Here is a 13,516-nt window from a genome sequence, read left to right as displayed (position 1 = left end):
GATCGCTCACAGCCCTTCTTTTTTACGTCCGAATATGAAAACAAGTCCTAATACCGCGGCAACTGGAAGAGCAACAGTGGGAAACTCGGGAATTTGTGTTGATATTGGGTCAGTATCTTCAGCAATAGTTATAGCATCATGTGTACACCAGCACCTACATTTACTATAAACAAACCCTTCAACTTCAATTTTTAAAGATCCTTCAGCTCCTGCTTTTGTTGATTTTACATATGCGTTTTCAGTGTTAGGATTAGAATACTTATACCACCATGCCCAAGGATCATCATCAGAATAAAAATACACCTCTTTTGAGGCAGAGTCACCATTTGCAGTCAACTTGCTGGGGTAAAATTCTTTTGGGAGAGTCACTTCCAGTCCGTCTGATGTTTCAGTAAGTGTAACTGTGACTTTATGCTTTGTCCCGCCTAAAATAATATCTCCGTAAGGTTCATAATTGAATGGAACCGTCAAAGCTTTGTTTAATTCCGTAAGTACAATCTGTCCGTCTGGATCTCCAATTAAGTTTTCGTCTTTTACAGCCGCTACAGCCGGTCCAGCCATACAGGCGATTAATAAACCGCCCACTAACAATGATAATATTTTTTTCATAATCTACCCCTACTTTCCAGAATTTCTACTCCACGATTTGGAAAGTCTTTTAAATTAGACTATATAAAATGTTTAATCCTGGAGGGTCCATTTAATAAGTTAATCTTTTCCATAAATACTCAAATATCACATCCTACCTAAGTAAATACTAGAATTATACTGTGTACATTCGGGTTTCCTGTACATAGGAAGCCGGGAATGAGATCTCGGGGGAGTAAGGAGTATCAAGAAATAATGACAAACTAACTAATGGATTACAGTCTATTTTTATCAAAACATTTTATAATGTCTACAGGTATATCTCTCGATAAATATATAAGGGTATACAGATTTAATTTCTAAAATAAATGATACTGATAACTTTAAGTTCTTTTCTCGAGTTGCGTTGGCAGAGTTGGCTCATGTATTATCGTTTTTAATGTGTTTTGCCCCGCTCAACGCAGGAGATCGGTCAGTCCCCCTCCACCCCCCTCAGGGATCCCCTAAATTCCGAATCAACCATCCTGCCACCGCTTGATTTGTAAGAGTTCCCGTTTTCATCCGGGAACTCGAAATGAAATAGATGAACCAGTGTTTGAAGAATGTCCGGGCAATTTGTTCTGGGGTGGAGTTCATCTTGTTGTTGAAAGTGGTTTTGCCGTTATGAGAGGAAATTCTTTAAGCAAAATGCTTTAAGACAAAAAACTACTTCTCAAAAAATGAACCGGGTTTCCCTGATCAAAAAGATTTATCGGACAGGTTGACCTCATGAAAAAGTATTCGGATAAAAGGCTGTCCGGCTTCTCCTTGCCCCTCTTTCCGTTTGATAGATGGGTTCTTTTGACAATCCGCATGTTTGCAATCAGTTTATTTTCTCGATCAGGGAAAGGAAGTTGCCTCTTAATCTTTCTTTTGTGGAGCCTGAAAGCTCATCGAGCTTATCGAGGGCTTTCAGTGCCAGTTCAAAATAGGACTTTGCAAGGGCGGGGTCTATCTCAAGGTAGGTTGCTCCCATGTAAACGTACAGGTAGAGGAAATCGTCGTATTTCGCGGTGAGTTTGCTGTAGAGTTCCTGGATTCTTCCGAATTCTCCTTTTTCTGCCAGTTCGGAGATGTAGATTCCCACAAATTCGTAAAACCCCGGGCCGTTTTCCATCAGAAAATCGAATTTTTCGGAATCTTCCATGGAAAGGAACCTTCTTTCCATCTCAGCGATCAGTTCTTCTTCGTCCGACTCCTCTCCTTCACCCCATCCTCCATTTCCCTCGTTTCCTTCACTTTCTGCCCCGTATTCCTCTACAAATTCGAAATAATCTTCCTCTTCCCCTTTCATGAGCATCAGATCTGCGTGTTTTCTGGAAAGACCCAGTCTGGCAGCTAGCTTTTTGATGCTTCTCTCATACTCTTCATTCTCTTCTTCCGTGAACAGGTTCATGACGTAAGCTGCCCATTTTATGTATGCCTGTTCGTCTTCCATCCATGCTCTGTTTTCTATAACGTCTAAAACGTAGTCTATTACCAGTTTCAACTCATGCTGAGTTCTCGGTTTTTCTTCAAGGACTTCTATAAGGTTTCTGACGATTTCTCTTTCAAGCTCCGGTTTGAAAAAAGCAATGTCTTTGTTGAAGTTTTTCCTGGTATTCTTTAATGCCGATATTGCATCCCTGTCCTTTGTTTTTCTGTCAGTCTCGCAAAAATGCCTGGCGATTGAATATTCGATTATTCCTATATACTCGGCATATTCGTACTCTCTGCCCCGCAGGCTTTTTATTCTCTTTACTTCCGGCGTATCGGGTAAAAGATGCCGGAAAAGTGAGTCTCCTCCTCCTTGAAAGGATCTGTCTCCCGCTTTATAATTCATGGCCCTTCTCTCCTTTACTTCCTGCCTTTCTTTTTTTCTTTCTTCTTCCTTTATTTATTCCCATTCCATCAAAAGCTGCAGGCAGCCTGTATGCTCGTCAACCTCTTCCCCGGCAGCTTTAAACCCTCTGCTTTCATAAAAGCGGGTGGCTTTTTCATTATCCTTATAGACATTCAGGGAGAGCCTGCCTTTCAGGGTTTTTGCATGCTCGAGGAGAGCTTTTCCTATGCCTTTTCCCTGCGCTTCGGGAGCTACAAAAAGGGCACATACACTCTCTCCGACAAGTGAAATAAAGCCTGAAACCTGTCCTTCCTGCTCACAAACATAATTTTCGGCAAGTGGCAGATACATTTCTTTCATTGCGGATTTCTGCGAAGCCCAGAATGAAGCCGAAACAAAAGAATGGGCAATGACCGATGCGTCGTACCAGATCCTTAACATTTCTTCAAGGTCTGTTTCTCTGTAAGTCCTGATCAATTTCTCAGATTCCTCTCTTTTGTTAGGATTATTTTATTTATCTAAAATTAAAATTATTCCCTCATATTTTGGATATTCTCAAAAAAGGTATGGTCTACTATGTAACAGTTATGCAGAAAAGGATAGACCGAAAAGGGTTCGGCCGAACAAGGCTTAACTGAAATGGTCCGAGTCAAAAATAAAAATTCGGATAATTTCTTCTCTTTTAATCCGATTCGATCTGCCTGATCAGGTCGCTGGCATATCTTTCGGATATTACCACATGCTGGTTGCAGGGCACAACCTTTACCAGTTTCCCGAATTGGGTCACATATACCTCGGGCCCGCGGGAAGTCCTCACTTTAGTAAAAGTGTATCCCTTTGGAAAGGTCATTTTTTTAACCTCCTACTTTTAATATGTCTTATCTTCCATATAAGTATTTTTAAAATTAATAATCATTATATTTGCGGCTACTGGATTTGAATATTTTTTATGATTTATCTCATTTGAGAGATAATTTATATTGGTTAAAAAAAAGACTTTTCATGAGTTTTCTACAAAAATAAAGGTCATTTTTACGACTCAGTTAACAGGCATAATCTCTTTGCATTTTTATGAGATTATCCCGGAAAAGGCGAGAGGAAATTTCAGAAAACGATAACTGAAGGTTCTTGAATGGTAAATGTTCTTGAAGGATAAAGGGACATTCCAGAGAAAGATAAAGGAAGTTTTCAGAACATTGTATATAAATATTTCATAAAGAGTATAAAAGAGATTTCAGAAAAGGTAAAGGACTGGTCTTTAGTAAAAACGGAGAGATAAATAGGAGGATAAGTGAAGTTAATAAGCTGATACCATGTTGTGTTTATATACAGGAAATTGTAAACCGAAAGAAAAAGGTTATCGGAATTTTTCCAGCATTTTCAGCAGTTCTTCTTCGTCTCTTGCCATGGAAACGATAGACATCTCAATCATCAGGTTCACGATACCGTCTGCAAATTCCCTGAAATCAGTCCTGAGTCCTATAACAGGTTTTCCTTTTGCATAGGCATAACCTATCTCCCAGGCGGTTCCTGAATCCACGTCCACCCCGTCAAGGACAGCGACAACAAGGTCGGAGGCATCCACACCTTCCGCGCACTTCATGAATATACATTCCTGGTTCTGACTTTCGCGTCCCAGTGCCGAATCTTCTGCTTCTTCCTGGGGCAAAAAAACGGAAAAGCCATTGTTGAGCAGCATATCCTTCAGTTTCAGGTTATATTCGAGTTCGGCACGCGAGAAGAGTGGACCTGCAAGGTAAATCATCTTTTTTTTGCTCATTATTTCCCTCCTGTTACTGGAAGTCAGCACTCATAAGAATTTTCTTGCATGAAAAAAGGCTGATAAAGGTGAAATAGTTTACCTTACAGCGCAATCTTTCCAGAGATATATGCTTTAATGAAGCTGATCTTAACCTGTCAGGAGCTATCTGGAATACTCTTATATCTCTAAAAATTTAAACTGTACTGTCTTAATATTAATTTTATGACTTTTTTATCCCGGGGGGCAATATGGCAGTCAGGAATATTTCAACATTAAGGGCCACAGATGAAAAGGGGATCGCTCCTTCAGGTCTGCTTTACCGAGGACGGAACTTCGCTTGAGTTCGAACATTCCGGAGGAGGTCCCCTCTTTTAATCCATAGTCTAAATTCATTCCGTAGTCTAAATTCCATAGTCGGAATAATCCAGCGCGGAAATAATCTTATGAGCTTACTCTTCTCCCGTCATCCGTACTTATAGCTCTCTTTCTGGTTTTTTTCGATAACAAGCTTAATTATCTTGTATTGACATTACAATGGCAGTGAGTACCCATGATCAAGGTAGGAATTATAGGAGCTTCCGGATACACAGGAGGAGAACTCCTGCGCTTACTTGTAAGCCACCCCGATGTCAGGCTTGAGCTGGCAACTTCCCGGAGTCTTGCAGGAAAACCCGTATCAAGCACCCACAGGCACCTCACCGGTTTTCTGGACTTAAAGTATGAAAATCCGGGTCCCGAAGAAATAAGGGAGCGCTGCGATATGGTCTTTGTAGCGGTGCCTCACGGGACTGCTATGAATTACGTCCCCGAGCTGCTCGACGGCAGTACAAAGGTAATCGACCTTAGTGCGGACTACAGGCTTGATATCCCTGTATTTGAAAAAATATACGGAATCAAGCACATCGACCCCAGGAAGGCAGTGTACGGGTTAGTGGAACTTCACCCTGAAGCTGCCAGGGAAGAGTTTGTGGCAAACCCCGGCTGTTTTCCTACCGGAGCAAACCTTGCAGCCGCCCCTCTCGCAGCAGCAGGTTTAATAGATATTGCAGTTTTTGATTCCAAAACAGGGATTTCAGGTGCCGGGATCTCGCCAACGGAAACCTCTCATTATCCGAACATCGCAGAAAACATTATCCCGTATAAGCTTACAGCCCACAGGCACAGGGCTGAGATTTTACAGGAGCTGACCAGGCTGGACGGAAAGCTCAGGAACATCAGCTTCACTCCCCATGTAATCCCGTCGATCAGGGGGATCCTTACAACTGCCCACCTCTTTACGAAAGAGCCTCTCTCGACCGGAGATGTGCAGGAAATTTATGAGAACTTTTACATGGACAAACCTTTCGTCCGGTTTCCGGGAGGAGTCCCTTCCCTTACCGCAGTTCGGGGGTCTAACTTCTGTGACATCGGTTTTGAAGCAGATAAGGAGAATAACAGGGTTGTGGTGCTCTCGGCAATCGATAACCTTGTCAAAGGCGCATCAGGGCAGGCTATCCAGAACATGAACCTTATGTTCGGACTGGCTGAGGCCCGCGGGCTCTGGCTGCCTGCAGCAGCTCCGTAAAGGTAGGGCAGGCGAGAACATATAACTGGTGACGAATTAAAATAAGAATGGAATTTTATCTTGGGGTAGTCCGATGAAAGTAAAAGATGTCATGAATCCTGACGTCGTCTACTGTAAGCCTGACGACACAGTCCGGGAAGCTGCAAAGCTCCTTAAGGAAAACAGTATTAGCGGAGCTCCTGTCCTTGAGGACGGACGGCTTGTAGGGATAGTAAGCGAGGCCGACTTGCTTAAGCTACTCGTAATTCCGGAAAAAGGAAATCTCTGGCTTCCAAGTCCTTTTGAAGTTATAGAGGTGCCGATAAGGGAACTCCTTAGCTGGGAAGAAACGAAAAAAATGCTTTCGGATGTTGGTTCTACAAAGGTTGGAGAGATGATGACAAAGGAAGTACACATAATCTCTTCCGAAGCCTCGGTTGAAGAAGCTTCCGAACTTATGGTCAGGCACAGGATCACCAGGCTTCCAGTAATGGAAAACGAACATGTGGTCGGGATTGTCACACGTGGAGATATTATCGAAGGCCTTGCAAAGCTTTGAGGGAAAGGAGATTTTTCATGAAGAAAATAGAGGGTGGAATTTGTGCGGTAAAGGGCGTAACTGCAAACGGGATAAAACCCGGTAAAATGGGAATTACAGTCATCCGGGCAGAAGGTCCTGCAGCAGGTGTTTTCACAAAAAATAAGGTCACTGCAGCTCCTGTTGTTCTTAGTAAAGGAGTAATTGAAACTCAGCACCGGCTTTCTGCTATAATTGCAAACAGCGGAAATGCCAATGCCTTTACTGGTGATGACGGTTTTCTGGATGCAATGGAAATGGCATCTGCACTTTCTGAAAGTCTTGACCTCGAACCTGATACTGTTGCAGTTGCCTCAACAGGAGTCATTGGCAGAAAGCTTGATGTTTCATGGATCAGGGAACACCTGCCTGAAGTCCTCGAGGGGCTTGGCAGTTCCCCCGAATGCAGCCTTGCAGCTACAAAGGCGATTATGACCACTGACAAAGCTGTAAAAGAGGTCGCTGTGGAACTCGACTGCGGAGTCAGGATAGGGGCAATTGCAAAAGGTTCGGGCATGATAGAGCCCAACATGGGCACCATGCTCTGTTTTGCATATACCGATGCCCTGGTGCCTGCTGATGTTCTTGATTCGGCTCTCAGGATAGCTGTGGACAAGACTTTCAACATGGTTGTTGTCGATGGAGACACAAGTACGAATGATATGGTGCTTTTCACCTCTACCTGTAAGTCCGGAATCAAGCCCTGTATGGAATGTCTCGATGAATTTGAGGATGCGCTTGTCTATGCGTTTACGGATCTTGCAAAAAAGATGGCAAGGGATGGGGAAGGCGCTACGAAACTGATCGAAGCCAGAGTCACAGGTGCAAAAACCTCTGAAGACGCCAGGCTTGCTGCAAAGGCTATTGTACGTTCTCCTCTGGTCAAGTCCGCAATCTTCGGGAAAGACCCCAACTGGGGCAGGGTTGTGGCTGCTGCCGGATATTCGGGCGCCGAACTTGAGCAGGAAAGGCTCTCCCTATCTTTCTCGGCAGAGGGAGAAACAGTCGAGCTTGTGAAGTCCGGGGAAGTTTCCAGGGCTTCAGACCTTGCGCTCCTGAAAAAGATAATGGCAAATGAGGAAATAATCATCATCCTGGACTTTGGAACGGGAGAGGAGTCCGCAACAGCCTGGGGCTGTGACCTTACCTATGATTATGTCAGGATCAATGCCGAATACACAACATAAACCTGTATTACTGTAGAGTTTGAATTGACCTTGAATTGATATGAATCTACAGTTTGATGTTTAATTGCTGTCGAATCTACAGCGTGATTTTGAGTTCGGATCGTTCTGGCCTGCCTTCAGGTCTCCAATCTGCACAAAGTTAAATAAAATAAACGTAAAATGGGAAATAGGGGAAGTATAACGCGGAATAAGCCGGGTGCTCAAAAACCCGTATTTATTCTGCTTTTGTTTTCCTTTATTCCAGTTCAATTCAATTTTTTAATTCTGGATGCTTTATTTTATTCCAGGGGGTTTACCGAAGTGGATATAGAAGAATGGGAACAGCGCCATAAAGAAGCGTTTTACGATGCAAAGGAAGCCCTTCCTTATCTGGACGGGATGTTTGTAGCTTATAACAGTAACATAGATGCTATCAGACATCTGAATGAAGAAGACCTGTCAAAGCTTTTCGGGCTTTTTGATGAGGCCGATATCCAGGACAGGGTAGCGGTATACCCGAGAGAGATTGCGGAACCTCTGGACTTTGTTGCCCGCCTGCTTATTTCCATGCGGGAAGGAAAAGCTGCAGAAGTGCCCTCATACACTTCAGATATTCATGAGTGGCTCAAGGAGCACCTGGGTTTTGACTACGCCCGCATGGGCGGGCAGGCAGGGATCATTTCAAATCTTCTCGGCCAACTGGGGTTAAATAAAGTGGTAGCATACGTCCCCTGGCTTTCCGAGGAGCAGGCTGAATACTTTAAGGCAAAGGGAAATATCCTGCACCCTAAGGTTGAAAACGGAAAAGTCTCCCTGAAGCCTCCGGGAGAAGCTTTCAATCCCGAGCTCGGGTCAAAGGTCAACTGGATCCTCGAGTATTCCAAAGACATGAGTGTGACCTGCGCCGGGAGCTCCTTCAAAGTACCGCGAGATAACCGTCTGATCATCTCTTCCCGTCCCAAATGGCTCCGGCTGGACATGGATAAGCAGATTTACGAACAGCTCGACACACTCCTTCCGGTTGACGGGGCAATGCTCTCAGGCTATCAGATGATAAAAGAGGAATACGAAGACGGTTCCACCTTTAAGGATTATGTCGAGAATTCCGTAAAGGTTATTGAAAAGCTGAAGTCCCTGAACCCGGAACTCCGCATCCATGTGGAACTCACATCCATCCAGAACCGGCTTATAAGAAAAGCCATCCTTACTGAAATTGTTGCCAGGCACGTCCATTCCCTGGGCCTTGACACCGTGGAGGTCGCAAATGCCCTGAATGTGCTCGGCTATGAGGAACTGTCCTATTCCGTGATCAAGAAAGGGGAAAACGGGATAATGTCTCTCTACCAGGGGGCTGTCCAGCTCATGAAAGACCTGGATCTTGAGAGGGTTCATGTTCATTCGCTTGGCTTTTACATCTGCATCCTGGCAAAAGGCCACCCTCTGACCCTGAAAGAACAGAGAGATTCTCTGCTCTTTTCCTCAGTCCTGGCAGCCGCCCAGGCTCTCAACGGAAATATCGAGAACCTTGAGGAAGCTGAAGCCGGGCTGGAAGTGCCGGTTTCAGCCAAAGGGCTGGAAGACCTTGAAAACTTCCAGCTATACTGCACAGGCAGAAGGCTCTGTACCCCTGACGAGTTTGAATACGGGTATATCTACGGGTCGGACCATGACGCTATTCTCATTCCTTCCAAGGTTGTCGAGAAACCTAAAGCTACAGTAGGGATAGGAGATACGATTTCTGCGGGAGCCTTTGTTGCCATGCTTGCGAAGATGAAACAGAAACAGACAGGAAAATGATTTTTCTGTGAGTTCTCCAAAGAAATTCTCCAAAGAAATTCTCCAAAGAAATTCTCCAAAGAAATTCTCCAAAGAAATTTTCCAGATAAAATTCTCCAATCAAAATTCTTTAAAATAAGTTAGGGGAAAGGCAGATTTCTTTTCCCTAACTCTCCTCGTAACGGATAGATAAATTCCCAACCTGAAAGCCTGAATTTGAGGCTGCTTTTCAATTCGAATCTACAGGAACCGGTTAGATGAACATACTTTGCGGTTATAATGTAAACATAGACTCCGTATACAGGATCAGCGGAGCTGAAATCTCGGAGTTGCTGAATACTTTTGAAAGGACTGAAATCCTTGAGAAAATAGAAAACCCACCCGGAAAAATCCTTTCTGAATCCGATTTTGCTGCAGGGCTCGCCTATTGTGTGAAAAACGGATGCGGAGCAGAGTGGCTTGTTTTTGAGCAGTCCGTATTTGAGTTTCTGAAGAACCGCTATTTTGAAAAATCCCTTGTGAGGATGGGTGGAAATGCCGGGATTATGGCAAATGCGCTTTCCGAACTCGGGGCTTCAAGAGTCATCCCAAATGTTGCAGTCCCTTCCAGGACCCAGCTTTCTCTCTTTTCGAAAAAAGCAGTTTATTTCCCGGATTCCCCTCTTCAGGCAAATGAAGAGTCCGGGGCAGAGTTCGGAAAGGACCTGAGCATCCCTTTCAGCAATCAGGATCCCATACATTTCGTTTTTGATTTTTCCGAAGGTGAAACCTTTTCCCTTTACGGAAATGAAATCAGGGCTCCGAGGGAAAACCGTTTCATTGCAACCTGCGATCATCTGAATTTCAAACTTTTTGTTAACCCTGCGTTTGAGACATATGCCCTTCAGCATGCCTGTGAGATTGACGGCGTACTTATATCCGGTTTTCACCTCCTGCTTGAGACTTATCCTGATGACAGTACCTACAGGAAAGTCCTTGAGGATTCTTTTGCCCGGCTTGAGGCCTGGAGAGCAAGGAACGAAAAGCTCAGGGTCCACCTGGAATTCGGGCATTTTGCAAGCAAAGAGATTGCAAATTCCGTTTTCCTTAAGTTTTCCGGGATCTCAAACAGTATCGGGATGAACGAGGACGAGCTCGCAATGCTCCGCAACCGGCACGGCATTCCTGCCGAGGGGATTTTGCGGATGGAAGCCGGAGCCGTAGGAAAGGCAGCCTGTGAACTTGCTTCCCGACACGAGATCGGAAAAGTTTTCATTCATACGAGGGAGTTTGTCCTGGCTGCCTTTAAGCCTGGAAACTCCGGTGGTTCCGGAATTTCGGGAAAATGGGACGATATTGACGCCCCTGCCCTGTTAAAGATCGCCGAAAAGAAACTTGAGGCTATGGGCTTCGGGCTCAGCTGTGCGGGAGTGTATGCAGCTTCGGGCAGGCTTGAGGGGCGGGAATTTGTGGAAAAGGAGGCTTTGAAACTTCAGGAGAGCCTGTTCGGAAGGGAGCAGCTGCAGATCTTCCTTAAAGCCTTCAACGGCAGGGCTTTGAGGCATGGAGCTTTTGCTTTCAGGGACGGGTATGTTCTCTGCATTCTCCCCACCCTGCTTTCAAAATCCCCACTGACCACGGTCGGACTTGGAGATACTTTAACCGCCGCAACTTTTCTAAGGGAGCTGGAGCTGGATGTACAGGCTTAAGCCCGAGATCTTCAACCTGGACTACACCCTTGACTGCGGACAGGTCTTCCGCTGGGAAAAGTCAGGAGACTGGTGGACAGGCGTTGTAGGAGACCATGTTATCCGGCTTTCGCAGGAGGAGGACAGCGGAGATCTGCTGATCGATTCCCAACTTCCCCCCGAATTTTTCTCTTACTATTTCCGCCTGGACGACAACCTGCCTTCGATCTACGAAAGCATAAACAAAGACCTCCTGATAAACAGGGCGATCAACAAATACAGCGGGCTTCGCCTGATTCGGCAGAACCCCTGGGAATGCCTGATCTCTTATATGCTCGCAACAGCTTCAAGCATCCCCACAATTCAGAAACGAATCTATCTTCTGAGCCGCTTTTTCGGCCAGGAACTCGAAGAAGGCTATTTCAGTTTCCCTGATCCCGGTACCCTTGCAGAAGCCGACCTTTCCCTGCTTGACAAATGCAAACTCGGCTTTCGGACCGAACGCATAAAAGAAGCGGCAAGAGAAGTGGCTTCAGACGAACTTGACCTTAACGTCCTCTACCGCCTGGAATACAGGTACGCCAGGGAACGCCTCATGAGGCTTCGCGGCATCGGGGAAAAAGTTGCCGACTGCGTCCTCCTGTTCGCCTTTGAGAAAATGGAAGCCTTCCCGGTTGATACCCATGTCAGGCAGATCATCCAGCATTACCATATCGATGACAGCTACTTTGAAACCTGCACGAACATGAGCTGTATGGGAGAATGGGGACGGAAATACTTCGGCTATTACTGTGGGTATGCTCAGCAGTATTTGTTTTATCAGAAAAGGCTGGAGGGTTTTGTTTCGCTGTATTAAATTTTCTTCACTAACTTCTTTTAGAATTAACTGCTGGATCTGATAATAGGGAATAGGGAAAAAGCTATGAACCGTAAAGACAGGAAGGAGGTCAGAAAGGCTTTTAATAATTCCCTGCTGGTGAACGATATCCGCCAGATGATCGAAGAAACCCGTTCGACTGTAGCGACTGCTGTTAATGCCGGATTGACGATGCTTTACTGGCATATCGGGAATCGCATCCGGGAAGAAATCCTCGGAGGTGAAAGGGCTGGATATGGACAGGAGATTGTCGTTTCGCTTGGACGAGAATTGACTGCTGAGTTTGGCCGGGATTTGAAGAGAAAAACCTGCGCCGTATGATTCAGTTCTCAGAAGCTTTTCCTGATGAGGGAATTGTCGCCGCACTGAGGCGACAATTAAGCTGGACGCATTTCAAGATACTCATGCCTATAGAAGATCCTCTCAAACGTGAATTCTATGCTGAGATGTGCAGAATCGAACGATGGAGCACCCGTACACTTCAAGAACGTATCGATTCTATGCTTTATGAGCGCACCGCCATTTCACATAAGCCGGAAGAAGTGATTCGTCATGAACTCTCTGCTCTGAGAGTGCAGGATCAGCTGACACCTGAACTTGTTTTCCGCGACCCATATGTCCTCGATTTTCTGGGGTTGAAAGACCGTTATCTTGAAAAAGACCTTGAGGATGCAATCCTTCGAGAGCTGGAAGCTTTTTTGCTTGAGCTGGGTGCTGGATTCGCTTTCGTTGCCAGGCAGAGGCATATCCAGATAGATAATGACGATTTCTATATTGACCTTCTTTTCTATCACCGATCCCTGCACAGGTTAATAGCTATTGACCTGAAGCTTGGAAATTTCAAAGCCGAATATAAAGGTCAGATGGGGCTCTACCTGCGCTGGCTGGATAAATATGAGCGTCAACAGGGAGAAGATTCTCCTCTTGGGATTATCCTCTGCGCCGGAAAAAAACAGGAACAAATCGAGCTGCTGGAGCTGAACCTTTCCGGTATCCATGTGGCTGAGTATCTGACCGAATTACCTTCCCGTGAGATGCTTGTTGAAAAGCTTCACCGAGCCATCAAGGTCGCAAGGGCCAGGCTGGAAGCATACAATAATTAAACGAAGAAAACTAAAATGAAGCGAAGCAAAATCTCAATTTCAACTGCCTGGAAATATAATCCAAAAAAGAGGGGTTCAGATTAATTTTTCAAGGACATCTTCTTTGTCATACTTCACTATTGGCAAGTTCAATTAAATCATTCCATGCCTGTTGTTTCTTTGAAATATGAGAAAAGTTTTGATTTAATTGATTTAATGCCTTGATACGCTCTTCGGGATCTTCACTAAAACATTGACAGTGAATTTCCTCTTGATCTATCAACTGCCCAACACTATAAGTTCCGATAAAGCTTAAAGCTTAAAACGGTTTCTTTTTTTCAGGATTAGGGTTTATAGTCCATTAATAGGGATTATGAGGAAAAACCACATTTTATCTTCTTATTTCAGGGTCTTTGGAGGCTCGCATTTATTTAGTCTAATTAACTTTACAAAGGTGAAAACAATTTAATAAATTATATATGTAATGACATTGAAACTTTACTAAGTATAATACACAGTTGATAAATTGTTGAATTGAATATCTGTGGGTATCTAGGAGATTTAAATACTGAAATGCAATTCTTCGACCTAACATTAGAATTTTAATTCAAAACAAC

General features: G+C 44.6%; 13 protein-coding genes and 1 pseudogene. 8 read left to right on the top strand and 6 right to left on the bottom strand.

The annotated features are described in order from the left end of the window. Positions 1-6: 6 nt before the first annotated feature. From MSSIT_RS24590 to MSSIT_RS05445, 5 genes are all read right to left on the bottom strand, one after another. Entirely contained in the window at positions 7-609 is a 603-nt protein-coding gene (locus MSSIT_RS24590; protein ID WP_048170677.1) for a PEF-CTERM sorting domain-containing protein, read from the bottom strand. Positions 610-1,450: 841 nt separating this feature from the next. After that, positions 1,451-2,449 (bottom strand): hypothetical protein, encoded by a 999-nt coding sequence (locus MSSIT_RS05455; protein WP_048170675.1) that lies wholly within the window; start codon positions 2,447-2,449, stop codon positions 1,451-1,453. Positions 2,450-2,503: 54 nt separating this feature from the next. After that, positions 2,504-2,926: an N-acetyltransferase gene (locus tag MSSIT_RS05450; protein ID WP_048170673.1), complete on the bottom strand. Its 423-nt coding sequence runs from the start codon at positions 2,924-2,926 to the stop codon at positions 2,504-2,506. Between the two features lie 205 nt (positions 2,927-3,131). Then, on the bottom strand, positions 3,132-3,299 hold the full coding sequence (locus MSSIT_RS22920) for a hypothetical protein (RefSeq protein WP_156157457.1): 168 nt from the start codon (positions 3,297-3,299) through the stop codon (positions 3,132-3,134). 507 nt (positions 3,300-3,806) lie between these two features. Then, positions 3,807-4,229 (bottom strand): nucleoside 2-deoxyribosyltransferase, encoded by a 423-nt coding sequence (locus MSSIT_RS05445; protein ID WP_048170670.1) that lies wholly within the window; start codon positions 4,227-4,229, stop codon positions 3,807-3,809. 532 nt (positions 4,230-4,761) lie between these two features. Here MSSIT_RS05445 and argC point away from each other — a divergent pair. The 8 genes and pseudogenes from argC (at position 4,762) to MSSIT_RS25830 (ending at position 12,920) form a co-directional block, all read left to right on the top strand. Further along, positions 4,762-5,775 carry an N-acetyl-gamma-glutamyl-phosphate reductase gene (argC, locus tag MSSIT_RS05440; protein ID WP_048170668.1) on the top strand — a complete coding sequence of 338 codons (1,014 nt, stop codon included), beginning with the start codon at positions 4,762-4,764 and terminating at the stop codon, positions 5,773-5,775. A gap of 73 nt (positions 5,776-5,848) precedes the next feature. Next, entirely contained in the window at positions 5,849-6,313 is a 465-nt protein-coding gene (locus MSSIT_RS05435; protein WP_048170666.1) for a CBS domain-containing protein, read from the top strand. A 17-nt stretch (positions 6,314-6,330) separates the two neighbouring features. Further along, positions 6,331-7,518, top strand: coding sequence for a bifunctional ornithine acetyltransferase/N-acetylglutamate synthase (gene argJ, locus MSSIT_RS05430; protein ID WP_048170664.1), 1,188 nt, complete (start codon positions 6,331-6,333; stop codon positions 7,516-7,518). Positions 7,519-7,818: 300 nt separating this feature from the next. Further along, positions 7,819-9,294 (top strand): ADP-specific phosphofructokinase, encoded by a 1,476-nt coding sequence (pfkC, locus tag MSSIT_RS05425; protein ID WP_048170661.1) that lies wholly within the window; start codon positions 7,819-7,821, stop codon positions 9,292-9,294. A 236-nt stretch (positions 9,295-9,530) separates the two neighbouring features. After that, positions 9,531-10,961, top strand: a complete 1,431-nt coding sequence (locus MSSIT_RS05420; protein WP_048170659.1) for an ADP-dependent glucokinase/phosphofructokinase — start codon at positions 9,531-9,533, stop codon at positions 10,959-10,961. After that, positions 10,948-11,796, top strand: coding sequence for a DNA-3-methyladenine glycosylase family protein (locus MSSIT_RS05415; RefSeq protein ID WP_048170657.1), 849 nt, complete (start codon positions 10,948-10,950; stop codon positions 11,794-11,796). The genes MSSIT_RS05420 and MSSIT_RS05415 overlap by 14 nt, the downstream gene beginning before the upstream one ends. 66 nt (positions 11,797-11,862) lie before the next feature. Beyond that, positions 11,863-12,272 (top strand): annotated as a pseudogene (locus tag MSSIT_RS25835) (DUF1016 N-terminal domain-containing protein); the annotation flags it as partial. Then, positions 12,264-12,920, top strand: coding sequence for a YhcG family protein (locus tag MSSIT_RS25830; protein ID WP_331456187.1), 657 nt, complete (start codon positions 12,264-12,266; stop codon positions 12,918-12,920). The pseudogene MSSIT_RS25835 and the gene MSSIT_RS25830, both read left to right, overlap by 9 nt. Before the next feature lie 106 nt (positions 12,921-13,026). Here MSSIT_RS25830 and MSSIT_RS22915 read toward each other — a convergent pair whose 3' ends face one another. Next, complete coding sequence (locus MSSIT_RS22915; protein WP_156158796.1) at positions 13,027-13,182, bottom strand: hypothetical protein; 156 nt, start codon at positions 13,180-13,182, stop codon at positions 13,027-13,029. Positions 13,183-13,516: the final 334 nt, after the last annotated feature.

Source organism: Methanosarcina siciliae T4/M, from assembly GCF_000970085.1.
Taxonomy (GTDB): domain Archaea; phylum Halobacteriota; class Methanosarcinia; order Methanosarcinales; family Methanosarcinaceae; genus Methanosarcina; species Methanosarcina siciliae.
Note: the sequence above shows the minus strand (reverse complement) of the source record. Positions and strands in the feature narration are given on the sequence as shown.